We start from the raw sequence: 24,217 nt of genomic DNA, 5'->3' as shown, positions 1-24,217 counted from the left end.
ACCCGGCCCGCGAAGAACGGGCCGGTCGTTAGCCTGATACCTGGAGTCAGCAATGTCATGTGAAGAACTGGATATCGTCTGGAACAATATTAAAGCCGAAGCCCGGGCTCTGGCGGACTGTGAGCCGATGCTGGCCAGTTTCTACCACGCGACGCTACTCAAGCATGAAAACCTGGGCAGTGCGCTGAGCTATATGCTGGCGAACAAACTCGCATCTCCGATTATGCCTGCCATCGCCATCCGTGAAGTGGTGGAAGAGGCCTACGCCGCCGACCCGGAAATGATTGCCTCCGCTGCCTGTGATATTCAGGCGGTACGCACCCGCGACCCGGCGGTAGACAAATACTCGACGCCGCTTCTGTATCTGAAAGGCTTCCATGCTCTCCAGGCCTACCGTATCGGCCACTGGTTATGGAATGAAGGCCGCCGCGCGCTGGCGATATTCCTGCAAAATCAGGTTTCTGTCACCTTCCAGGTCGATATTCACCCGGCGGCGAAAATTGGACGCGGCATTATGCTCGATCACGCGACGGGGATTGTGGTCGGTGAAACGGCGGTAATCGAAAACGATGTCTCGATCCTGCAATCGGTCACGCTTGGCGGGACCGGGAAAACCAGCGGCGATCGTCATCCCAAAATTCGTGAAGGCGTGATGATTGGCGCCGGGGCGAAGATCCTTGGCAATATCGAAGTGGGGCGCGGCGCGAAGATTGGCGCGGGCTCCGTGGTCTTGCAGCCCGTACCGCCACACACTACCGCAGCGGGCGTTCCGGCGCGGATTGTCGGCAAGCCCGACAGCGATAAGCCGTCAATGGATATGGATCAGCATTTTAACGGGATTCACCATACGTTCGAATACGGCGACGGCATCTGACTTTATGCCCGGTGGCGCTACCGCTTACCGGGCCTACCAGTTCCGTTGGTCGGATAAGGCGTCAGCCGCCATCCAACAAAAATCAACGACGCAATACCGCGCCAGGATACCCCAACTGGCGCCATGCCTCATACACTACGACCGACACCGCGTTCGACAGGTTCATGCTGCGGCTGTCCGGCATCATTGGAATACGAATTTTTTGTTCTGCGGGCAGCGCGTCGAGAATGGTCGCCGGTAAACCGCGCGTTTCCGGGCCAAACATCAGGTAGTCCCCATCCTGATAGCTCACCGCGCTATGGGCAGGGGTGCCTTTGGTGGTCAGAGCAAACAGACGCTGTGGGTTTTCGGCGGCGACAAAGGCAGCGTAATCGTGATGGCGCTGTACGGCGGCAAACTCGTGATAGTCCAGCCCCGCGCGGCGCAGACGTTTATCATCCCATGTGAAGCCCATCGGCTCGATAATATGTAGACGAAAACCGGTATTGGCGCAAAGACGAATAATATTGCCGGTGTTTGGTGGGATTTCTGGTTCGAATAATACGATATTCAACATGCTTAACTGCCCCCTTAAGTGCGGGGGGCAGAATAGCAGAAAATACGTTCACCCTCATCCTGTAGTAGGCCTGATAAGCGTAGCGCCATCAGGCTCCCTGATGCACATTACATTGTCGGATGGCGGCTGACGCCTTATCCAGCCTACGCCGCATCACCCTGCGATAGTGGCGCCAGCGCAGCCGGAACAGACTTACCGAGTTCCTGCACCAGTGAATCACGGCTGATCTCGCTGATTGATTTTGCGCCGGTCAGCGTCATGGCGACTTTCATCTCTTTTTCGATCAGATCCAGCAGGTTCGCCACGCCAGCCTGACCCGCCGTCGCCAGCGCGTACAGATACGCACGGCCAAGCAGTACGCTATCGGCCCCAAGCGCAATCATGCGTACCACGTCCAGACCATTACGAATTCCGCTGTCCGCCAGAATGGCGATATCGCCTTTCACCGCGTCGGCAATGGCGGGCAGGGCGCGGGCGGAGGAGAGTACGCCGTCGAGCTGGCGGCCGCCGTGGTTAGAGACCACGATGCCATCAGCGCCAAAGCGTACCGCGTCGCGGGCGTCTTCGGGATCGAGGATCCCTTTGATCACCATTGGGCCGTCCCAGAATTCACGGATCCACTCCAGGTCTTTCCAGGAAATCGACGGATCGAAGTTGTTCGCCAGCCAGCCGATGTAATCTTCCAGCCCGGTCGGTTTGCCAAGGTAGGCGGAGATATTGCCAAGATCGTGCGGACGACCGTTCAGGCCGACATCCCAGGCCCATTGCGGATGGGTTGCAGCCTGCCAGTAGCGGCGCAGGGCGGCATTCGGGCCGCTCATCCCGGAGTGGGCGTCACGGTAACGCGCGCCAGGCGTTGGCATATCGACGGTAAAGACCAGCGTGGAGCAGCCCGCCGCTTTGGCGCGCTCCAGCGCGTTACGCATAAAACCGCGATCGCGCAGGACGTACAGCTGGAACCACATCGGGCGTTTAATCGTCGGCGCGACTTCCTCGATGGGGCAGACAGAAACGGTGGAGAGGGTAAACGGAATCCCTTTCGCATCGGCGGCGGCGGCGGCCTGAACTTCACCGCGACGCGCATACATTCCGCACAGGCCAACCGGGGCCAGTGCAACCGGCATCGACAGCTTTTCGTTAAACAGGGTGGTTTCCAGGCTCAGGTCGGACATATTCTTCAGCACGCGCTGGCGGAGCGCCACCTCTGACAAGTCTTCCACGTTACGACGCAGGGTATATTCCGCATAGGCGCCGCCGTCGATGTAGTGGAACAAGAAAGGGGGCAGAATGCGTTGGGCTGCGGCGCGATAATCGCTGGCTGCTGAAATGATCATGCTTTGTTCTCCCTGGAAATCTCATTATGGTCACCGGGCAGGCGGGTAATACGCGCCTGGCGGGCCTGGTCTTCATCAAATCGTTTAATGGTGGTGTGGACGAAACTGAGGTGCGCCATCATGGCTTTACGTGCGCCGTCGGCATCACCGGCCAGAATGGCGTCCATCACCGCCTGATGTTGTTCCGTCAGTTTTGAAAACACCGGCGGAACGAGATACATACGCTGGCGGCTCTGCTTCACGGATGATTGCAGGACATCAAAGAAGCCGCGCATGGTCTGCAACAGCACGACGTTGTGCGAGGCCTCCGCAATCGCGAGATGGAAGCGAACATCCGCCTGGGAGGCGAGGTCCGGGTCTTCACTGAGCGTGGCGTCGAAGCAGAGCTTAATTTTCTCTTTATCAGCGGGCGTGGCGCGCATCGCGGCGTGCCAGGCGGTGCTGGCTTCAATGGCGTGGCGGGCTTCCAGAATGTCGAAGCTGTAGTCCGGGTCGTCCGCCATCAGCGTTTTCAACGGCTGAACGATATTCTGTTCGGACCAGGTTTCATGCTGCCAGCGAACGAACGTTCCGCCGCCCCGGCGGCTGATCAGCACGCCTTCACTGACCAGTTTCGCCAGCGCCTCGCGCAGAGAATTGCGCGACACGCCCAGTTGTACGGCCAGCTGGCGCTCAGCGGGCAACTTCATGCCCGCCTCCAGCTGTTGTTCTTCAATCAGCGCCCGCACACGAGAGGCAACCTCGTCTGACAGGCGTTTTGGCATCACAATCACGGAATCATCCAGGTTAAGACATAGGCCTGAAGTGTGGTAATCACACCCACCATGCAGGTGAAAATCAGGCTGTGTTTAACGGTAAAGCGGAACAGGTCGGACTCTTTCCCTACCAGACCCACTGCCGCACAGGCAATGGCGATAGACTGCGGAGAGATCATCTTACCGGTTACGCCGCCGGTGGTATTCGCCGCCACCATCAGCACGTCAGAGACGCCGATTTGCTGGGCGGCCGTCGCCTGCAGGGCGGCAAACAGCGCGTTTGATGAGGTATCAGACCCCGTCAGGAATACGCCCAGCCAGCCAAGGAACGGCGAGAAGAAGGTAAAGGCGCTGCCCGTATGCGCCAGCGCTAACGCCAGCGTAGAGGAGAGCCCGGAGTAGTTAGAGATAAACGCGAATGCCAGCACCATCCCGATGGAGTAAATCGGCAGCGCTAACTCTTTCAGCGTGCTGCCGAATGTCTGGATTGCGGCAGACGGTTTCATTTTCAGCCAGACGACGGACAGCAGCGCAGCGAACAGAATGGCCGTACCGGTAGCGGAGAACCAGTCGAACTTATAGACCGCAGCGTAGGCGGTTGCCTCATGCACCACTGGCGGCATACGGGCAACCAGCTTATCGAGATGCGGAACCGGAATATTAATCACCCAGTCGTACAGCGCGCCGCCTGGGGCAAACATCGCTTTAAACGGCGGAACGCTCCAGAGGGTAACGGTCGCTGTCAGGAACAGGAACGGCGACCATGCGCGAACGACTTGACCAACCGTGTAATGGGTGCGGTCCAGCGTCTGATCGACCTGTGAAGCGCCCATATCGCCAAAGCGGAAAATACGTACCGGCTGCCAGCGTTTCAGGAACAGCGTCAGACAGACCAGCGAGACCAGCGACGAGATGATGTCCGGCAGTTCCGGGCCGATAAAGTTAGAGCTGAGGTACTGGGCGATAGCAAATGAACCACCCGCCACCATCACCGCAGGCCAGGTCTCTTTCACGCCGCGCCAGCCGTCCATAATCGCCATGATCCAGAACAGCACGATAATGGTCAGGAACGGTAACTGACGGCCGACCATCTGGCCGATCTCAAAGCTGTCCAGCCCGGTGACCTGACCGGCCACCAGAATCGGAATCCCCATCGCGCCAAACGCGACCGGCGCGGTGTTGACGATCAGGCACAAACCCGCCGCATACAGCGGATTAAAGCCCAGGCCGACTAGCAGAGCCGCAGTAATCGCCACTGGCGCGCCAAAGCCCGCTGCCCCTTCAAGGAATGCCCCGAAGGAAAAGCCGACGATCAGCATTTGCAGACGCTGGTCAGGGGTAATCGACAATATTGATGACCGGATGATGTCGAATTGCCCGGTTCTGACAGAGATTTTATAGACAAAGACAGCGGCGATAATGATCCAGGCAATCGGCCACAGACCATAGAAGAAGCCATACACCACCGCAGCCAGAGCGTTATCCACCGGCATTTTGTAAAACAGCAGCGCGACAGCCAGCGCGATTGCGACCGTCCAGGAGGCGGCGATGTAGCCTTTCAGCTTGAGCTTAATCAGCGCGAAGAAAAAGAACAGGATCGGAAGCGATGCGATCAGGCTGGAAATCCAGATGTTACCGGCCGGATCGTAGTTTTGTTGCCAGAGATTCATTGCAGGTCTCCTGAGGGCCACACGCATAATGCAATGAGTCTTTGCTCATCTCTTTGTCACATTATATGTAAAAGTGGCCCTGCCAATATTGGGATGTAGGGGTAATGACAATGAATGGTTAATCAAATGTTGCTTATTGGCAACGCTAGTGTGGGTGAATTTTAATGAACTGTGAACCAGTGATCGGATTAAGGGATAATTGGTTGGGCCAATTGAGGGAGGGGAGGGAAAGGGCGGGCCGGGCAAGCGTGCGCGTACCCGGCAGAAGGTTAAAACTCGGTTTTTGCGAAACCGGTCATCTCTTTCAGACCCATTTCACGGCCTAACGCCGTCATTGGGTGGACGACAACCAGACCGCGCACGCTTTTCTTCAGCTTGCCCATATCGGCCTGTTCTTTTTTAGTAATCGCGCGGCGAAACGGCAGGTTCATCAGCTTTTGCGCTTCTTTACTCAGCTTCTGGCTGTGAACGTCACGCAGGCGCACGATCTCGGCTTCCAGCGTGGCTTTCTCTTTTTCCAGCTCGGCATATTTGTCAGCGGCATCGACAAGGGATAGCGAGGCCTGCTGGTGGCGGATGGCGTCCAGGCGATCGCTCAGACGTTTAATTTCGTTTTTTTCGACTTCTTTCATGGGATAGCTTCTGATGGAACCAGGATGAATTTTCTATAGTATGCGCGCAGAGCGGGATTATTCACAACTAATGGGATAAAAATAATCAAATAAGGCAAGTATTATAATGCTAATTGATTGTGTAACATCTTGATTTAATACTTATTTAATAAACAAAACGTGATGTTAACGGTTTCTGCACGGCGGTTTGCGATTAAGCACGTTTTCCTCAATAGAAAACCCTGTCTGAGCCTAAACTAAAATTAGCGGCCGCGCATTCCCCGACGCGGAGAATACATGGAGATATCATCATGGTTAAAATAGGTGACAACGTTCCGCTTCTTATTGATAAGGCTGTAGATTTTATGGCTTCGAGTCAGGCATTTCGGGAGTATCTGAATAAAACGCCGCCGCGCGATATGGTTCCTGATGAGGTGCCGAAGGCAAATGCGCAGATGTACCTGCAACGTCTGGAATATTATCGCCAGCTCTATCAGCCGCAGCCGGAAGAAAAACAGTAAGTGGTTGACGGTCTATTTTTGAAAGGCTTTTTTTAAGCTGATTTTAGAAATCAGCTCAGTCAGGGAAAGCACCATCGTTGAGCGTACCGCTTGCTGGTAGCGCTGAATTTGCATGGCGTATAAACCCGGGTCAGAGGTCTCAAAATGCGGCGGCGGCGGTAACGCCGTCACGCAGTGCAGTTCGCCAAACGGCCCGAGAATTTCGTCGTCGGTGAACGCATATTCATTACCGTCGTGATTCAGTTCTTCACGCAGCGCCATCAGCAGTTCCGCATCTTCGTATTCAGGGCGACTGAGTACCCCCAGACCGTAGATCAGTTTCAGACGTACCGAGAGATCGCCCAGCGGTCCATCGCCGTCGAGCAACGGTTCCACTGCGTATTTCACCGCATAATCGTCTTTGCGAAACACCTGAAGTACCAGAATATTCACCGCCTCGGTGAGTAACTCTACGGCGGTGATGAGGAAACTTCGTACGGTTTTGCCAGCATTCAGACGCTCAAGCACGCGGTTTTCAAAGGCCTGGGTTTGTTCCATTATTGCCTGCATATCTGACAATCTGTCATTCGGGCGCAGGATGACCTGCGCCGTATTTTGCCTCATTTGGTCGCGTTGTATGCGTTAACCGCCTCCGCTACCACTTCGCTGTTTACATCCAGCCCGGAAATTTGCGCCAGCGCTTCCTGCGGCCCTTTCTCTGCGATCAGCGCAGCCAGTTCCTGGGCCTGCGGATCGTCTTCGCTGGTAAAGTGCATCGCGGCAGCGATACCGTTGACCAGGTTAACGTGCGGCAGGCCGTATTCCAGCGTGCCCAGCAGCGGTTTGATCAGACGGTCGCCCGCACTCAGTTTACGCAGCGGCTGGCGGCCAACGCGCTCAACGTCATCTTTCAGATACGGGTTTTCAAAACGACCGAGGATTTTCTGAATGTATGCCGCATGTTTGTCGGCATCAAAACCGTAGCGTTTGATCAGCACCGCGCCGCTCTCTTCCATCGCCCCTTTTACCACAGCGCGGATTTTCTCATCGAGAATCGCGTCACGGATGGTCTGATGACCGGTTAATTTTCCGAGGTACGCGGTTATAGCATGCCCGGTGTTCAGCGTGAAGAGTTTACGTTCGACAAATGCCATCAGGTTATCGGTTAATTCCATACCTGGAATATCTGGCAGCGCGCCTTTGAACTGCGTTTTATCGACAATCCACTCGCTGAAGGTTTCCACGGTGACTTCCAGCGGGTCGTTCGTGGCGGAAGCGGAAGGCGGCACGATACGGTCGACGGCGGAATCGACAAAACCGACATGTTGTTCAACCCAGGCTTTGTCTTCATCCGCCAGGGCGTTCATCACATGACCTTTCAATTGCATGGTGCCGCGCACCATGTTTTCGCAGGCAATGATGTTAAGCGGCGCTTCAATTCCCTGCGTTTTACGTTTAACCAGGCCTTTGGCGATGGCCGGAGCAATGCGTTCCAGTACCACCGGCCCAACGGCGGTGGTGACCAAATCGACCTGCGCAATCAGCTCAACCACGTCATCGCTGATGCTGCTCACGGCATTAACGCCGGAAACCGTATCAACCTGCTCATTTTCACCCACCACATGAACCTGATAGCTATGACGGGCATTCAGGGCGTCGAGCACGACCTGGTTTACATCCGCGAACGTCAGTTGTATCCCCGCGTCAGCCAGCAGTTTGCCGATAAATCCACGACCGATATTACCTGCGCCAAAATGTAATGCTTTCATAGTGTTAACCTTCATTAATGTTTTTACCCGAGAGGGCTGGGGTGAGGGACCGCATGGCTTCCCCCCTCACCCAAACCCTCTCCCTTGCGGGAGAGGAAACCGTACACCGCATGCCCGGTAGCAGCGCCACCGGACATGATGCCGGATGGCGGCGTAAACGCCTTATCCGGCCTACGGGAACTGCACATCGTAGGCCCGGTAAGCGCGAGCGCCACCGGGCAACGGACTTACTTACGACCGGCCAGCAGTTCCAGCACTTCATCCACGCTGGTGGTATGCGCCAGACGCTCGATCACGGACTCATCATCCAGCGCGTTAGTCAGGCTGGTGATGACCTGGATGTGCTCGTTGTTACGCGCCGCGATACCAATGACCAGGCGGGCGATATCGTCTTCTTCTTCACCGAAGCGTACGCCTTCCGGGTACTGGCAGAACACCACACCGGTTTTCAGCACGCGGTCTTTGGCTTCCACGGTGCCGTGCGGTACGGCGATAGACTCACCCAGATAAGTCGGGGTCAGTTTTTCACGTTCCAGCATGGCGTCGATGTATTCTGGCTCAACATAACCGCCTTTCACCAGTTGCTCGCCCGCAAAGCGAATGGCTTCTTCTTTAGTGGCGGCTTTACGACCCAGGAAGATGTTTTCTGCGCCCAGCTTGAACAGGTTGTTATCCCCTTCATCAAAGCTGTCTTTCAGATGATCGCGTACTTTCTCTTCGTTGGTGTTGTGGCGCTGCGCGGCAACCAGACGTTCGGTCAGGCTGGTGTACAGTCCGCTATCCAGGAAGTTGGTCAGCGAAATGTGCTGCGCTTGCGGAACCTGGCGCATGGCGCGCTCGGTCAGGTCACGGTGAGTGATGACCAGGTCGACATCCGGCGGCAGGTTGTTGATCGCGCTGTTGGTGACGGAAATCTGGCTCAGACCCGCATCCTGAACTTTTTTACGCAGTACGCCCGCACCCATTGCGCTGGAACCCATACCGGCATCACAGGCAACGATGATTTTACGTACATGGCTCAGGTCGTTGGTCACATCGCCAGCGGACAGCGCGGATGCGCCTTTAGATTCTGCTTTCATGTCCTGCACGCGACGGGTTGCCGCGTCGATATCATCATCTTCTTTCACTTTGCTGGTTTTCAGCAGAATGGAGGCAATGATGAAGGAGACCGCCATAGCAGCGATAATCGCCGTGATGTTAGCGAAGTAGGCGCCTTTTGGCGTCATCGCCAGTACCGCCAGGATAGAACCCGGAGACGCCGGAGAAACCAGACCGCCGTTCAGGATGGTCAGCGTAAACACGCCAGTCATACCGCCGAGGATAACGGCCAGGATCAGACGTGGGTTCATCAGCACGTACGGGAAGTAAATTTCGTGGATACCGCCCAGGAAGTGGATGATTGCCGCACCGCCAGCAGACTGTTTTGCGCTGCCGCGACCGAAGAACATGTACGCCATCAGGATGCCCATACCCGGGCCTGGGTTAGCTTCGATCAGGAAGAAAATGGATTTACCCAGCTCATGGGACTGCTGAATACCCAGCGGCGAGAAGATACCGTGGTTGATCGCGTTGTTAAGGAACAGGATTTTCGCCGGTTCAACGAAGATAGACGCCAGCGGCAGCATGTCATGGATAACCATGAAGTTAACGCCGGCTGCCAGCAGTTTAGACAGGACTTCAACCGCCGGGCCAATGCCGAGGAACGCCAGAATCGCGAGGATCATCCCGATGATGCCAGCGGAGAAGTTATTCACCAGCATTTCGAAACCGGATTTGATCTTACCGTCTACCCAGCTATCGAATTTCTTGATGCAGTAGCCGCCCAGCGGGCCTGCGATCATTGAGCCAAGGAACATCGGCATGTCCGCACCGACGATAACGCCCATCGTGGTGATAGCACCGACCACGCCGCCGCGCTCGCCGCCTACCAGCTTACCACCGGTATAACCGATCAGCAGCGGCAGGAGGTAGGTGATCATCGGACCAACGAGCTTTGCCAGCGTTTCGTTAGGCAACCACCCTGTTGGAATAAATAATGCGGTGATAATACCCCACGCGATAAACGCGCCGATATTTGGCATCACCATATTGCTGAGGAAACGACCAAAGCTTTGCACTTTGATCTTAATATCGGATGACATAAAAACACCCCTTCTTATGTTTGCTGTCGCGCAGGCTCGAAGCCCGAGGTTTGTTAATGTAGCGGCAGAGGTAGCCGGACCCTGTAGATAGTGCGAAATCTGGCACTGAATCGTTCAACTGTCCAGTTGCTGGCTTGTTGTGTGATTTAGATCACATGAATATAGGGTAGATGGTGGTTATTGATGTGATATTGATCACAAAATAGCTGTGTAAAAAAACAACAAACCCGGAATCACCGGTGGAAATAGCGTTTAAATGTGAACTGTTTCACATTTTTGATTTGAGGGTTTGTTGGGTTTTTGTGATCTGAATCACAAGATATTTTCATCCGAAACCTGTGTGGTGTGATCTTAAGCAGATTCCGCCTCATGCTTCATTCTGATGTGTAATTGAGCAACCTCTCGCCGTGCAAAATTATCTTTTGGTTTGATGGCGAAAATGGCGGACTCGAATTATGTTCAAAATATCGGTGGAATCGTAATACGCCGCCTGTCATTTAACACTCTTATTAGCGTGAAGCCGGAGCAGGTATGTTTCTAAATTATTTCGCGTTAGGAGTATTGATCTTTGTTTTTCTGGTGATTTTTTATGGAATCATCATGATTCATGACATCCCTTATCTGATCGCTAAAAAACGAAACCACCCCCATGCTGATGCTATTCATACTGCTGGTTGGGTCAGTCTGTTTACGCTTCATGTTATTTGGCCGTTTCTGTGGATTTGGGCCACGCTTTATCAGCCCGAACGGGGCTGGGGCATGCAAGCGCATGTTTTACCGCAGGAAAAGGAGCCTGAGCCGGGGCCAGAACCGGAGCCTGACCCGGAACTTATCGCCTTGTCGAAACGTGTGGAAGCGCTGGAGCGAAAGCTGGCTGAGGTACAGTCCCCTGATATTCCCCCGTCGGAGAGCTAATCATGGATCTGTTGATTGTTTTGACCTACGTAGCATTAGCCTGGGCGGTATTTAAAATATTCAGGATTCCGGTGAATCAATGGACACTTTCCACGGCGGCATTAGGCGGGGTATTTTTAGTTAGCGGACTTATATTATTAATGAACTATAACCACCCCTATACTTTTACGGCGCAGAAAGCGGTTATTTCTATTCCTATTACGCCGCAGGTAACAGGTATTGTGAGTGAGGTAACGGATAAAAATAATCAGCTGATTAAAAAGGGCGATGTTTTATTCAAAATCGATCCCGTACGGTATCAGGCGCGGGTCGACAGGTTACAGGCCGACCTGGTCACGGCCACGCATAATATACATACCCTGAAGGCGCAATTAGCGGAGGCTCAGGCCAATACCACGCGGGTGTCCGCAGAACGCGACCGCCTCTATAAAGATTATCAGCGCTATCTGAAAGGCAGTCAGGCGAGGGTGAATCCGTTCTCTGAAAGCGATATCGATAACGCGCGGCAAAACTATTTAGCGCAGGATGCGATGGTAAAAGGTTCTGTTGCTGAACAAACGCAGATCCAGAGCCAACTGGACAGCATGGTCGATGGCGAGCAGTCGCAAATCGTCAGCCTGCGGGCGCAGCTGGCCGAGGCGAAATACAATCTTGAACAGACGGTTATTCGCGCGCCGAGTAATGGCTATGTGACCCAGGTGCTTATCCGGCCCGGTAGCTATGCCGCCGCGCTGCCGCTGCGCCCGGTAATGGTTTTTATTCCCGAACAAAAACGGCAAATTGTCGCCCAGTTCCGGCAGAACTCATTATTACGTCTTGAGGCGGGAGATGAGGCAGAAGTGGTGTTCAATGCGCTGCCCGGCCAGGTATTCCAGGGCAAGTTGTTGAGTATTTTACCGGTTGTGCCCGGCGGTTCTTACCAGGCGCAGGGAACATTACAGTCCTTAAGCGTAACGCCGGGGATGGACGGCGTGCTTGCGTTGATTGAGCTGGAGCCGAATAGCGATGTGGATGCCCTGCCTGACGGCATTTACGCCCAGGTTGCGGTTTACTCCGATCACTTCGCCCATGTCTCCGTGATGCGTAAGGTGCTACTGCGCATGACCAGCTGGATGCACTATCTTTATTTGGATCATTAAGCGGGTCGCCACCTGCTTTTTAGTAAAAATGCCTGATGGCGCTATGCTTATCAGACCGACAGGAACAATGTCTGCAATGTGTAGACCGGATAAGGCGCTTGCGCCGCCATCCGGCAAAACTAAGGCAGGATTTATTGATACCACTTTATTTTTTGTTGGCAAAAAGGACACGGCATGAAACTCATCGGCAGCTATACCAGCCCTTTTGTGCGAAAGATTTCGGTTTTATTGCTGGAAAAGGGCATCACTTTCGAATTTGTGAATGAACTTCCCTACAACGCGGAAAACGGCGTGGCGCAGTACAACCCGCTTGGCAAAGTCCCCGCGCTGGTGACGGATAAGGGAGAGTGCTGGTTCGATTCCCCGATAATCGCCGAATATATTGAGTTACTGGATATTGCTCCGGTGATGATTCCGCGTGAACCGCTGGCCTCACTGAAAGTACGGCAGATTGAAGCGCTGGCGGACGGCATTATGGATGCCGGTCTGGTTTCCGTGCGTGAACAGGCGCGCCCGGCGGCGCAGCAGTCTGAAACGGAACTGTTGCGCCAGCGCGAGAAAATCAACCGTAGCCTGGACGCGCTGGAAGGCTATCTGGTGGACGGGACGATTAAGACCGATACCGTGAATCTGGCAACCATCGCCATTGCCTGCGCCGTGGGCTACCTCAATTTCCGCCGCGTGGCGCCGGGCTGGTGCGTGGACAGACCGCACTTAGTCAAACTGGTGGAAACGCTCTTTCAACGCGAAAGCTTTGCCCGCACGGAACCGCCAAAGGCTTGATGCGTATTATGTCCGCCTGAGCAAACTCACGGTACAATCCCCCTCATGTCGATATCCCTCTCCGCACCGGAGGGGGCCACCAACAGCCAGGCCTTTTTCATGACAACCGAAACGCGTTCACTCTACAGCCAGCTTCCTGCTATCGATCGCTTACTGCGTGACAGCACTTTTCTCTCTTTACGTGACACCCACGGGCACACCAGGGTGGTGGATCTGCTTCGCCAGATGTTGGATGAAGCAAGAGAAGCGATTCGCGATGCGCAGGCGCTGCCCGCGTGGTGCGAGAACTGGGCGCAAGAGGTGAATATCCGGCTGGCGAAAGAGGCGCAAAGCGCGCTGCGTCCGGTGATTAACCTGACGGGAACGGTGCTGCACACCAATCTGGGGCGAGCGCAGCAGGCGGAAGAGGCGATTGACGCGGTGGCGCAGGCAATGCGCGCTCCGGTCACACTGGAATATGATCTGGATGGCGCCGGACGCGGGCACCGCGATCGGGCGCTGGCGGATCTGTTGTGTCGCATTACCGGGGCGGAAGACGCCTGTATTGTGAACAACAACGCGGCGGCCGTGTTGCTGATGCTGGCGGCGACGGCGAACGGTAAAGAGGTGGTGGTATCGCGTGGTGAACTGGTGGAGATTGGCGGCGCGTTTCGTATTCCTGATGTGATGCGTCAGGCGGGCTGTACGCTGCATGAGGTGGGCACCACCAACCGGACTCACGCGAAAGATTATCGTCAGGCGGTGAATGAAAACACCGGCCTGTTGATGAAAGTGCATACCAGTAATTACAGTATTGAAGGCTTCACCAAAGCGGTGGATGAGGCAGAGCTGGCCGCTATTGGGCTGGAGCTGGATATCCCGGTGGTGGCGGATCTGGGCAGCGGTTCGCTGGTGGATCTCAGTCAGTACGGCTTGCCGAAAGAACCGATGCCGCAGCAGCTGATTGCCGCAGGCGTCAGCCTGGTCAGCTTCTCTGGCGACAAGCTGCTGGGCGGGCCACAGGCCGGGATCATTGTCGGCAAGAAAGAGATGATTGCGCAACTGCAAAGCCACCCGCTGAAGCGGGCCCTGCGTGCCGACAAAATGACGCTGGCGGCGCTGGAGGCAACCCTGCGGCTTTACCTGCACCCGGAAGCGCTGGCGGAGAAACTGCCGACGCTACGGCTGTTAACCCGCAGTGAAGCGGCGATTCAGGCGCAGGCGCAGCGGCTACAGGCGGCGCTTGCCGCACGCTTTAGCGCGGAGTTCGCGGTAAACGTGATGCCTTGCCTGTCGCAGATCGGCAGCGGTTCGTTGCCGGTTGATCGGCTGCCCAGCGTGGCGCTGACCTTTACGCCGCATGACGGGCGTGGAAGCCGTCTTGAGGCGCTGGCGGCTCGCTGGCGCGCGCTGCCCGTCCCGATCATTGGCCGAATTTACGATGGTCGCCTGTGGCTGGATATCCGCTGCCTTGAAGACGAGACCCGGTTTATGGAGATGATGTTGAAATGATTATTGCAACCGCCGGACACGTTGACCACGGAAAAACAACGCTATTACAGGCGATTACCGGCGTGAATGCCGATCGCCTGCCGGAAGAAAAAAAACGCGGTATGACTATCGATCTGGGGTATGCCTACTGGCCGCAGCCGGATGGCCGCGTACTGGGATTTATCGACGTTCCCGGTCATGAAAAGTTTCTCTCCAACATGCTGGCGGGCGTGGGCGGTATCGATCATGCGCTGCTGGTTGTCGCCTGCGATGACGGCGTGATGGCGCAGACCCGCGAGCATCTGCAAATTTTACAACTGACGGGCAATCCGCAGCTTACGGTTGCGCTGACCAAAGCCGACCGGGTGGACGAAGCGCGAATCGAAGAGGTGCGGGAAGAGATTCTGGCGACGCTGGGCCATTACGGGTTTGCCGACGCGACGCTGTTTGTCACCGCCGCAAATGAAGGGCGCGGTATTGAGGCATTGCGCGAGCATTTACGGCAGTTGACGGGCCGCGCGCATCCCGGCCATCAGAGCTTTCGCCTGGCGATCGATCGCGCGTTTACGGTGAAAGGCGCAGGGCTGGTGGTGACCGGTACGGCGCTCAGCGGCGAAGTGAACGTTGGCGATACGCTGTGGCTGACCGGTGTGAATAAGCCAATGCGCGTGCGCAGCCTGCATGCGCAGAATCAGGCGACTGAACACGCTCATGCCGGACAGCGTATTGCGCTGAATATCGCGGGCGATGCGGAAAAAGAGCAGCTTAACCGTGGCGACTGGCTTCTCTCTGACGTACCGCCGGATGCCTTTTCACGCGTCATCGTTTCGTTAGAACATGCTGCGCCGCTCGTGCAATGGCAACCGTTGCATATTCACCACGCCGCCAGCCATGTCACCGGACGCATTTCCCTGCTGGAGGGCACGCTGGCGGAACTGGTGTTCGATACGCCGCTATGGCTTGCCGATAACGATCGGCTGGTATTACGCGATATTTCTGCCCGAACCACGCTTGCTGGCGTACGCGTGGTGACGCTCAACTCGCCGCGTCGCGGTAAACGTAAACCGGAATATCTGCAATGGCTGTCGGCGCTGGAAAACGCCAGGGATGACAGCGCCGCGCTGGCGACGCATCTCGAACGCGGCGCGGTGAATATTCCTGATTTCGTGTGGGCGCGGCAGCTCAACGGCGACGGTATGCGCCAGCTTATTGAACAGCATGGTTTTATTCAGGCGGGTTACAGCCTGTTGAACGCCCCTGTCGCCGCGCGCTGGCAGCGTAAGATTCTGGATACGCTCGCGATGTACCACGAACACCATCGCGATGAGCCCGGCCCGGGGCGCGAGCGTTTGCGGCGCATGGCGCTCCCGATGGAAGACGAAGCGCTGGTGCTGCTGCTTATCGACCGTATGCGTGAAAGCGGCGTGATTCACAGCCACCACGGCTGGTTGCATTTACCGGATCACAAAGCCGGTTTCAGCGACGAGCAGCAGGCCGTCTGGCAAAACATTGAGCCGCTGTTTGGCGACGACCCCTGGTGGGTGCGCGATCTGGCGAAAGAAAAGGGCGTGGACGAGCAGGTTATGCGGCAGGTGCTGCGACAGGCGGCACAGCAGGGCATGATTACCGCGATCGTGAAAGATCGTTATTACCGTAACGATCGGATTGTCGCTTTTGCGAACCTGATCCGCGAACTGGATCAGGAGAGAGGCTCGACCTGCGCCGCTGATTTTCGCGATCGGTTGAATGTTGGACGAAAACTCGCCATTCAAATTCTGGAGTATTTTGACCGGACAGGATTCACGCGCCGTCGCGGAAACGATCATTTATTACGCGATGCGTTATTATTTCCGGCAAAAGAATGATACGAATTATTAAAATAGAAAATGAATTAATACAATTATTTTCTTGAATTATATAAAGCACAGCAGGCGATGAACCTAATGTGCTTTTTTATATTTTATAATGGGAAAATAACAACAGCGATCATATTTTCACGACAGGTTCATCCGTATGCTGCCAGCCTTATTTCAGTAATTAAGGATGGTACAATGGCTGCTTCAACATTTTTTATTCCTTCCGTGAATGTAATCGGCGCTGGTGCATTAAAAGAAGCAATGAATACCATGGCGGAATATGGTTTTCGCCGTACATTAATTGTCACGGATAGCATGTTGGCAACATTAGGCATGGCTGGAGATATTCAGAAAGCGTTGCAGGAACGCGATATTTTCAGCGTTATTTATGATGGCACGCAGCCGAACCCGACCACCGAAAACGTGGCTGCCGGGCTGAAACTCCTGAAAGAACACGGGTGCGATAGCGTAATTTCGCTGGGCGGCGGCTCTCCGCACGACTGCGCGAAAGGCATCGCGCTGGTGGCGGCGAACGGCGGCGACATCCGCGACTATGAAGGTGTGGATCGCTCCGCGAAACCTCAGCTACCGATGATTGCCATCAACACGACGGCGGGAACGGCATCAGAAATGACCCGCTTCTGCATCATTACGGATGAGGCGCGCCATATTAAGATGGCGATTGTGGATAAACACGTTACGCCGCTGCTCTCTGTGAATGACTCTTCGTTGATGATGGGGATGCCAAAATCGCTGACCGCCGCGACCGGCATGGATGCGTTAACCCACGCCATTGAAGCCTATGTTTCTATTGCCGCAACGCCGATTACTGATGCGTGCGCGCTGAAAGCCATCTCTATGATTGCGGAAAACCTGGCGATTGCCGTGGAAGAGGGCAGCAACGCGCAGGCGCGCGAAGCGATGGCCTATGCGCAATTCCTGGCTGGTATGGCGTTTAACAATGCTTCTCTGGGCTATGTCCACGCGATGGCGCACCAGCTCGGCGGCTTCTACAATCTGCCGCACGGCGTATGTAATGCGGTGCTGTTGCCGCACGTTCAGGTATTTAACAGCCAGGTCGCGGCAGGCCGTCTGCGCGACTGTGCGGCTGCGATGGGCGCTAATGTAACCGGGATGAGTGAAGCCGACGGTGCGAAAGCGTGCATTGACGCTATCCGTCAGCTGGCGCAGCAGGTCAACATTCCGGCGGGTCTGCGCGACCTGAATGTGAAAGAAGAAGATATTTCGGTGCTGGCGACCAATGCACTGAAAGACGCCTGTGGCCTGACCAACCCTATTCAGGCGACCCACGACGAGATCATGGCGATTTACCACGCGGCGATGTAATTGAGTGATTGCCGGATATACGCATCGTGTCATTCCGGCGTCATGCCCGATGGCGCTGCGCTTATCGGGCCTACACTGTGCGGTAAGGTGAAACGGCTTAAACATCCGCTTGTCTATATCGTGACCGCAGTCGTAAAGCAGTAAAAGGCTGGCGAAGATTTCGCCAGTCCCGTCTAACCTTTGTAGTACCCCTACAGTAAGGAGACGGTCATGACCAATAATCCCCCTTCAACGCGTATTCAGCCCGGCGAGTATGGTTTTCCTCTGAAATTAAAAGCCCGCTACGACAACTTTATCGGCGGAGACTGGGTCGCACCGGTAGACGGCGAGTATTACCAGAATCTGACGCCGGTGACCGGGCAACTGCTGTGTGAAGTCGCCTCTTCCGGCAAAAAAGATATCGATCTGGCGCTGGATGCCGCGCATAACGTGAAAGAACAGTGGGCGCATACGTCCGTGCAGGATCGCGCCGCGATTCTGTTTAAGATTGCCGATCGCATGGAGCAAAACCTGGAACTGCTGGCAACGGCGGAAACCTGGGATAACGGCAAACCCATCCGTGAAACCAGCGCCGCCGACGTGCCGCTGGCGATCGACCATTTCCGCTATTTTGCGTCCTGTATCCGCGCACAAGAGGGCGGTATCAGCGAAGTTGACAGCGAAACGGTGGCCTATCACTTCCATGAACCGCTGGGCGTGGTGGGGCAGATCATCCCGTGGAACTTCCCGCTGCTGATGGCGAGCTGGAAAATGGCCCCGGCGCTGGCGGCGGGGAACTGCGTAGTGCTCAAACCTGCGCGTCTGACGCCGCTTTCGGTTCTGTTGCTGATGGAAATCGTTGGCGATCTGCTCCCGCCGGGCGTGGTCAACGTCGTGAACGGCGCGGGCGGAGAGATCGGCGAATATCTGGCGACGTCGAAGCGGATCGCGAAGGTGGCGTTTACCGGTTCGACGGAAGTCGGGCAACAGATCATGCAGTACGCGACACAAAACATTATCCCGGTAACGCTGGAGCTGGGCGGTAAGTCCCCCAATATCTTCTTTGCCGATGTGATGGATGAAGAGGATGCGTTTTTCGACAAGGCGCTGGAGGGCTTTGCGCTGTTTGCCTTTAATCAGGGCGAAGTTTGTACCTGCCCGAGCCGCGCGCTGGTACAGGAGTCCATTTATGAGCGCTTTATGGAGCGGGCCATTCGTCGCGTCGAAAGCATTCGCAGCGGTAACCCGCTCGACAGCGTTACGCAGATGGGCGCGCAGGTCTCTCAGGGGCAACTGGAAACCATCCTCAACTACATTGATATCGGTAAGAAAGAAGGCGCGGATGTGTTAACCGGCGGGCGGCGCAAGCAGCTGGAAGGAGAGCTGAAAGAGGGCTATTACCTCGAACCGACCATCCTGTTTGGTAAGAACAATATGCGCGTCTTCCAGGAGGAGATTTTTGGCCCGGTGCTGGCTGTGACGACCTTCAGGACGATGGAGGAAGCACTGGAACTGGCTAACGACACCCAGTACGGGCTTGGCGCCGGAGTCTGGAGTCGTAACGGCAACCTGGCGTACAAAATGGGGCGCGGTATTCAGGCGGGACGCGTATGGACCAACTGCTATCATGCTTACCCGGCGCATGCTGCGTTCGGCGGCTATAAGCAGTCGGGGATTGGCCGCGAAACCCACAAAATGATGCTGGAGCATTATCAGCAAACCAAATGTCTGCTGGTGAGCTATTCCGATAAACCGCTGGGGCTGTTTTAAGCGCCGTATAACCACGTTGCCGGATGGCGGCTTCGCCTTATCCGGCCTACGGGAAACCGCACTTGTAGGCCCGATAAGCGCAGCGCCATCGGGCATGAGGTTCGCCTTATCCGGCCTACGGGGAACTGCATATGTAGGCCCGATAAGCGCAGCGCCATCGGGCAGATTTGCCGGGGAGAGTGAAGCCGTTGCTCGGCCGTTGGGAACCCTGCGCAGGATTATTAACTGTAATTTGAGATAAATATATAATATTTAATTGTCACATACACCGGCCCTGTCTATTTAGCTTATACTGCTAATCGTTTGTCTTTAGTAATTACATTAATTTATACAAATATGTTTTTCAGCTATTAAACCTATACCCCATCAGAAAGGTGTGGGAAAAGAGTTGTGTCGGTTAACTATTGAAAATAAATTGCTTTTTTTTACACTTGAGGCTTACACAATAATCAAGGAGGAGGTGAACATGAGCAGGTATCTCTGGTTTAGCTCAACGTGAGTATCTAAAGTATGGAATATCAGTTACATGGATTTATGATTGGCAGGGAAATATTCCTTGATATTAACGAAGCTCGAATTTTCCGGCTGCCGGTTAATAAAATGGATAGCGTCATCTCTTTCTGTGGAGTGTTTTTTAATCGGACAATGCTCCATCTGTTTGTTTACCTTTTGGTCAATGCACGTTCTCAATATGTCTCAAAGGATGAATTACTCATCAACGTTTGGGAAAAAAATGAATTATGTGCTTCCACGCAGCGTTTATCTAAAGTCGTCAAAAATCTAAATAATAAATTAAGTCTGCTGGGGCTACCGAAGAATTCAATTGTCTGCGTGAAAGGAAGTGGATACATACTGGCACTGGATGATATTCAACCGCTTTATAGTGTGGTGGACAATGTAGATTATCAATACCGATATCGCTGAGGTCAGTAACCGTTTATTCCGTAGCGTGATGTCGCCTTCGGATTCTTACCCTGGACGTTTTACGCCCAGGGATTTTTTTATTGTCTTACTGCCCGTAATAGGCGTTCGCGCCGTGTTTACGCAGATAATGTTTGTCGAGCAATTCTGGCTGCATATCCGGTAGCTGCGGCGTGAGCTGGCGCGAAAACAGCCCCATATAGGCGCACTCCTCAAGCACCACGGCGTTATGCACGGCGTCAGCGGCGTCTTTCCCCCAGGCGAATGGCCCGTGTGAGTGGACTAATACCGCCGGGATCTGCATTGGGTTCAGACCGCGTTCTTCAAAGGTTTTGATGATTACCTCGCCCGTCTGGTATTCGTATTCCCCTTTAATTTCCTCCACGGTCATCAGCCGGGTACAGGGGATTGCGCCATAGAAATAGTCGGCATGCGTGGTGCCCCAGGCGGGCAGGTCAAGACCCGCCTGCGACCAGATCGTTGCATGGCGGGAATGGGTATGTACAATTCCGCCGATCTGCGGATAACGACGATAGAGCGCCAGATGCGTCGGCGTATCGGACGAGGGCTTTTTGCTGCCTTCAACGACCTTGCCGCTGGCGATCTCCACCACCACCATATCGTCGGCGGTCATGACGTCATATTCAACGCCGGAAGGTTTAATGACCATCAGTTTTCGCGTTTCATCGACGGCGCTGACGTTACCCCAGGTGAATGTCACCAGATGGTGTGCCGGAAGCGCCAGATTGGCTGCCAGCACCTCGGCTTTTAACTGCTCTAACATGTGAATCCTCCTTCCTGCATACGCGCTTCTATCCAGCGCCGCGCCTGGATAATTTCCAGCACCGGCTCTTTGGCCTTTTCCGTCCACATCTCAATCAAAAACGCGCCACGGTAGTTCAGCTCATGCAGCGTTTTGAAGATGCCTACAAAATCCACGCACCCTTCGCCGAACGGCACGTCGCGGAACTGACCGGGGCTGTTCTCTGTCACCGGCTGCGTGTCTTTCAGGTGGATGGCGGCGATGCGGTCAATACCGAGCTTCAGCTCAGCGGCGACGTCGTTGCCCCAGGCGCTGAGATTGCCGACATCCGGGTAAACGCTAAACCACGGCGAGGCGAGCAGCGCGTCCCATTTTTTCCATTTGCTGATGGAGTTAATAAAGGCGGTGTCCATGATCTCCACCGCCAGCATCACCTGCGCTGCTGCGGCTTGCTCCACCGCCCACGCCAGCCCTTCGGCAAAGCGTTGTTGCGTACCTTCGTCATGTTCTTCGTAATAGACGTCATAACCCGCCAGTTGAATGGTGCGGATACCCAGATCGCGCGCCAGGTGAATCGCTTTGGTCATGATGTCGCGCGCCCGCTGGCGTACGGCTTCATCGCGACTGCCGAAGGGAAAGCGACGATGCGCGGACAGGCACATTGACGGGATGGCCACGCCGGTTTCCAGCATGGCGGTCACCAGCGACGCCCGCTGCGTGGGGCTCCAGTCCAGGCGCGACAGGCGTTCGTCGGTCTCATCCACCGACATTTCGACAAAGTCAAAGCCGCAGCTTTTCGCCAGCACCAGGCGCTCCGGCCAACTGAGGTCTTTTGCCAGCGCTTTTTCATAGATACCTAACGGATGATTACGCATGCTGCTCTCCCCAGATGGCGTTAATTTGCGCGTGGAACCCGGCTGCAACCTGCGCCGGATGCGCCGCCCCTGCCAGCGCGCGTCCGGCGATAAATGCTTTGACGCGAATATCTTTAAACAACGGCAGATCGGCAGGCGTAATGCCGCCGGTAATCGACAGCTCCAGGCCAATGTCAGAAAGCGCCTTCATCCGCGCCAGATCCGCGTCTCCCCACTGCTGTCCGCTGGCCTGCGCGTCGCGCCCACGGTGGTAAATCGCCTGGCGCACACCGGTGCGATACCACGCGCGGGCATCGTCCAGCGTCCAGTTGCCGAACAGCTCCATTTGAATTTCACCGCCGCAGGATTGCGCGACGGCATGGCCTTTCTCCACCGTGGCGAGCGGCGCCGCACAGATAATCGTCATCCAGTTGGCGCCTGCGGCAAAAGCCTGCTGCGCGAGCGTTTCGCCCGCATCGGCCACCTTCCAGTCGGCAACGATGATTTTATCCGGGCACTGGGCGCGCAGCGCTTTCACCGCGCCAAGCCCCTCGGTTAAACAGAGGATGGTGCCAGCCTCAACGATATCGACGTGGTCCTGTAACAGGGCGACATCGTGAATCGCCGCCTGAAGGTTGGTGTGGTCGAGCGCCAGTTGCAGTAATGGTCGGCTCATAATGCGTGCTCCTTAATGCGGGCGTGGTAGCCCTGTAATGCCTGAATCAAATCCTGGTATTGGTGGTATTTGCGCTGATAAAGACGGTGTGCGGCCATGTCGGGCATCAGCGTGCGTACCGGGTGCCGTAAGGCGTGCTGAGCCTCGCTGAAACTGCGGTATACGCCGGTGCCGACGCGGGCGGCGAGCGCGGCGCCAAAGCAGCCGGTCTCTTCAACCTGCGGCAGTTCGATGCGCAGGCCGCTGACATCCGCCAGCATCTGCATCCAGACGTCGGAGTGCGCCGGGCCGCCGGTTACGCGCAGGGTGTGCGCCTCAGTAAAGCGTTCGCGCATACGGTTGAGATGGGTCATGTGGCTGAACACCACCCCTTCGTAAATGGCCTGTAGCAGATGCGCGCGGGTATGCAGCGCCTGCATGCCGTAAAAGCCGCAGGTCATCTCCAGCCCGGCATTGCTGCCGTACAGAAACGGCAGAAAAAAGAGTTCGCCGCTCGCTTTCGGCAGACTGGCGACGGCCTGGTTGATCTCGTCAAAAGAGAGTTCGCCCCACTGGGCGGTAAACCATTCAAGATTGCCGGAGGAGGTAGGGCTGGCTTCGTGAACGATGTACTGCCCGTCGTTGACGTAGCGGCCATAGACATAAGGGTGCGCTTCGTGGTCGCGCAACCCCTCGGTGATCCCGCTGGTCACCGCCCAGGTGCCCATCACCGCGTTGAGGGTGAATTCATCTTCAATACCGGCGCAGAGCGCGGTGGAAACCACGTCAAACAGACCGCCGACGACGGGCGTGCCCGCCTTCAGACCGGTGATGGCGGCTGCCTGAGCAGTGATCTCCCCGCATATTTCGGCTGACCCCATAATGGGGGGCAGCGTATCGTCGATTTCACTGATGCCCAACCATTGGGTCAGGCGCGGGTCATACTGCCCGCTGCTCATGTTGTAGAGGTTGGACTCAGAAATGTTGCTCTCTTCGCACCCTTTTATGCCGGTTAAGCGCCAGCGCAGATAGTCATGCCCCATCATCACGCAGCCAATTTGTGCGTAACGTTGAGGGTCGTTCTCTTTAATCCAGCGCAGCAGAGAGGCGGGATGCCCGGTCCACAGCGTCTGGCGGGTAACGGGGTAAAGCTGTTCAGGAATGCCGTCCTGCTGCCAGCGCTGGACAATCTTTAGCGCCCGGCGGTCGGAAGAGAGAATGGCGCTGCCCAGCGGCTGATCCTGCCTGTCGAGCAGAAACAGTCCTTTACCCTGAGCGGAGATACCGACGCCTTTAATTTGCTCGCCGGAGATGCCTGTACGCTGCAAAAGCCCGGTAATGGTGGCTGCACACTGTTGCCAGAGCTGGTGCATGTCGCGTTCGGCGTAACCCGGCAGTGGCGTTGCCGTCTGTAACGACTGCCGGTTGATCCCATGCTCATGACCTTTGGCGTCATACAAACCGGCTTTCAGATAAGTACCGCCACAATCGATGCCCAGCCAGAAGGCCTCTTTCTCTCTCATCTTTCATGTCTCATTTTTGCCGGATGGCGCCA

At 55.5% G+C, this 24,217-nt stretch carries 22 protein-coding genes; 10 read left to right on the top strand and 12 right to left on the bottom strand.

Going from position 1 to position 24,217, the window contains the following annotated elements:
- Window positions 1-52 precede the first annotated feature (52 nt).
- The gene (gene cysE / locus OGV83_RS09225; protein ID WP_012135745.1) at window positions 53-874 is read left to right on the top strand and encodes a serine O-acetyltransferase; all 822 of its coding nucleotides are present in this window, start codon (window positions 53-55) and stop codon (window positions 872-874) included.
- A gap of 82 nt (window positions 875-956) precedes the next feature.
- Here the strand turns inward: cysE and trmL are convergent, their stop codons facing one another.
- The 5 genes from trmL to OGV83_RS09200 all read right to left on the bottom strand — a co-directional run bounded on the left by trmL (window position 957) and on the right by OGV83_RS09200 (window position 5,821).
- Window positions 957-1,430: a tRNA (uridine(34)/cytosine(34)/5-carboxymethylaminomethyluridine(34)-2'-O)-methyltransferase TrmL gene (gene trmL, locus OGV83_RS09220; RefSeq protein WP_012135744.1), complete on the bottom strand. Its 474-nt coding sequence runs from the start codon at window positions 1,428-1,430 to the stop codon at window positions 957-959.
- Window positions 1,431-1,573: 143 nt separating this feature from the next.
- Window positions 1,574-2,764, bottom strand: a complete 1,191-nt coding sequence (lldD, locus tag OGV83_RS09215) for a quinone-dependent L-lactate dehydrogenase (RefSeq protein WP_047460285.1) — start codon at window positions 2,762-2,764, stop codon at window positions 1,574-1,576.
- Window positions 2,761-3,537, bottom strand: coding sequence for a transcriptional regulator LldR (gene lldR / locus OGV83_RS09210; protein ID WP_012135741.1), 777 nt, complete (start codon window positions 3,535-3,537; stop codon window positions 2,761-2,763). The genes lldD and lldR overlap by 4 nt, the downstream gene beginning before the upstream one ends.
- Window positions 3,534-5,189 (bottom strand): L-lactate permease, encoded by a 1,656-nt coding sequence (gene lldP / locus OGV83_RS09205; protein ID WP_012135740.1) that lies wholly within the window; start codon window positions 5,187-5,189, stop codon window positions 3,534-3,536. The genes lldR and lldP overlap by 4 nt, the downstream gene beginning before the upstream one ends.
- 269 nt (window positions 5,190-5,458) lie before the next feature.
- The gene (locus OGV83_RS09200) at window positions 5,459-5,821 is read right to left on the bottom strand and encodes a YibL family ribosome-associated protein (RefSeq protein ID WP_012135739.1); all 363 of its coding nucleotides are present in this window, start codon (window positions 5,819-5,821) and stop codon (window positions 5,459-5,461) included.
- A 290-nt stretch (window positions 5,822-6,111) separates the two neighbouring features.
- Here OGV83_RS09200 and OGV83_RS09195 point away from each other — a divergent pair, with 290 nt between their 5' ends.
- Window positions 6,112-6,321, top strand: a complete 210-nt coding sequence (locus tag OGV83_RS09195; RefSeq protein ID WP_012135738.1) for a hypothetical protein — start codon at window positions 6,112-6,114, stop codon at window positions 6,319-6,321.
- A gap of 12 nt (window positions 6,322-6,333) precedes the next feature.
- Here OGV83_RS09195 and mtlR read toward each other — a convergent pair whose 3' ends face one another.
- From mtlR to mtlA, 3 genes are all read right to left on the bottom strand, one after another.
- A complete protein-coding gene (gene mtlR / locus OGV83_RS09190) occupies window positions 6,334-6,924 on the bottom strand; it encodes a mannitol operon repressor MtlR (protein WP_012135737.1) in 591 nt (196 codons plus the stop codon).
- A complete protein-coding gene (gene mtlD, locus OGV83_RS09185) occupies window positions 6,921-8,069 on the bottom strand; it encodes a mannitol-1-phosphate 5-dehydrogenase (RefSeq protein ID WP_286463473.1) in 1,149 nt (382 codons plus the stop codon). Before mtlD ends, mtlR begins: the two co-directional genes overlap by 4 nt.
- Window positions 8,070-8,296: 227 nt before the next feature.
- Complete coding sequence (mtlA, locus tag OGV83_RS09180) at window positions 8,297-10,210, bottom strand: PTS mannitol transporter subunit IICBA (protein ID WP_286463472.1); 1,914 nt, start codon at window positions 10,208-10,210, stop codon at window positions 8,297-8,299.
- Between the two features lie 531 nt (window positions 10,211-10,741).
- Between mtlA and OGV83_RS09175 the strand changes: the two genes are divergently transcribed.
- The 8 genes from OGV83_RS09175 (at window position 10,742) to OGV83_RS09140 (ending at window position 20,393) form a co-directional block, all read left to right on the top strand.
- On the top strand, window positions 10,742-11,125 hold the full coding sequence (locus tag OGV83_RS09175) for a DUF3302 domain-containing protein (protein ID WP_047460295.1): 384 nt from the start codon (window positions 10,742-10,744) through the stop codon (window positions 11,123-11,125).
- Between the two features lie 2 nt (window positions 11,126-11,127).
- Window positions 11,128-12,264 (top strand): HlyD family secretion protein, encoded by a 1,137-nt coding sequence (locus tag OGV83_RS09170; RefSeq protein WP_012135732.1) that lies wholly within the window; start codon window positions 11,128-11,130, stop codon window positions 12,262-12,264.
- A 174-nt stretch (window positions 12,265-12,438) separates the two neighbouring features.
- Window positions 12,439-13,047, top strand: a complete 609-nt coding sequence (locus OGV83_RS09165; RefSeq protein ID WP_047460300.1) for a glutathione S-transferase — start codon at window positions 12,439-12,441, stop codon at window positions 13,045-13,047.
- 99 nt (window positions 13,048-13,146) lie between these two features.
- Window positions 13,147-14,538, top strand: a complete 1,392-nt coding sequence (gene selA, locus OGV83_RS09160) for an L-seryl-tRNA(Sec) selenium transferase (RefSeq protein WP_286463470.1) — start codon at window positions 13,147-13,149, stop codon at window positions 14,536-14,538.
- Window positions 14,535-16,382 (top strand): selenocysteine-specific translation elongation factor, encoded by a 1,848-nt coding sequence (selB, locus tag OGV83_RS09155; protein ID WP_286463468.1) that lies wholly within the window; start codon window positions 14,535-14,537, stop codon window positions 16,380-16,382. Before selA ends, selB begins: the two co-directional genes overlap by 4 nt.
- Window positions 16,383-16,568: 186 nt before the next feature.
- The gene (yiaY, locus tag OGV83_RS09150) at window positions 16,569-17,720 is read left to right on the top strand and encodes an L-threonine dehydrogenase (protein WP_286451009.1); all 1,152 of its coding nucleotides are present in this window, start codon (window positions 16,569-16,571) and stop codon (window positions 17,718-17,720) included.
- A 210-nt stretch (window positions 17,721-17,930) separates the two neighbouring features.
- Window positions 17,931-19,469, top strand: a complete 1,539-nt coding sequence (aldB, locus tag OGV83_RS09145) for an aldehyde dehydrogenase AldB (protein ID WP_047460312.1) — start codon at window positions 17,931-17,933, stop codon at window positions 19,467-19,469.
- A gap of 510 nt (window positions 19,470-19,979) precedes the next feature.
- Entirely contained in the window at window positions 19,980-20,393 is a 414-nt protein-coding gene (locus OGV83_RS09140; RefSeq protein ID WP_012135723.1) for a winged helix-turn-helix domain-containing protein, read from the top strand.
- A gap of 85 nt (window positions 20,394-20,478) precedes the next feature.
- Here the strand turns inward: OGV83_RS09140 and araD are convergent, their stop codons facing one another.
- The 4 genes from araD to OGV83_RS09120 are packed head-to-tail and all read right to left on the bottom strand — an operon-like array spanning window position 20,479 to window position 24,185.
- A complete protein-coding gene (gene araD, locus OGV83_RS09135; RefSeq protein WP_012135722.1) occupies window positions 20,479-21,174 on the bottom strand; it encodes an L-ribulose-5-phosphate 4-epimerase in 696 nt (231 codons plus the stop codon).
- Entirely contained in the window at window positions 21,168-22,028 is an 861-nt protein-coding gene (locus OGV83_RS09130) for an L-ribulose-5-phosphate 3-epimerase (protein WP_130028275.1), read from the bottom strand. The genes araD and OGV83_RS09130 overlap by 7 nt, the downstream gene beginning before the upstream one ends.
- Window positions 22,021-22,683, bottom strand: a complete 663-nt coding sequence (gene ulaD / locus OGV83_RS09125) for a 3-keto-L-gulonate-6-phosphate decarboxylase UlaD (RefSeq protein WP_130028274.1) — start codon at window positions 22,681-22,683, stop codon at window positions 22,021-22,023. Before ulaD ends, OGV83_RS09130 begins: the two co-directional genes overlap by 8 nt.
- The gene (locus OGV83_RS09120; protein ID WP_071259226.1) at window positions 22,680-24,185 is read right to left on the bottom strand and encodes an FGGY-family carbohydrate kinase; all 1,506 of its coding nucleotides are present in this window, start codon (window positions 24,183-24,185) and stop codon (window positions 22,680-22,682) included. Before OGV83_RS09120 ends, ulaD begins: the two co-directional genes overlap by 4 nt.
- Between the last annotated feature and the right edge of the window lie 32 nt (window positions 24,186-24,217).

It is taken from the genome of Citrobacter sp. CK189, from assembly GCF_030333505.1.
Lineage (GTDB): Bacteria > Pseudomonadota > Gammaproteobacteria > Enterobacterales > Enterobacteriaceae > Citrobacter_B > Citrobacter_B koseri.
Note: the sequence above shows the minus strand (reverse complement) of the source record. Positions and strands in the feature narration are given on the sequence as shown.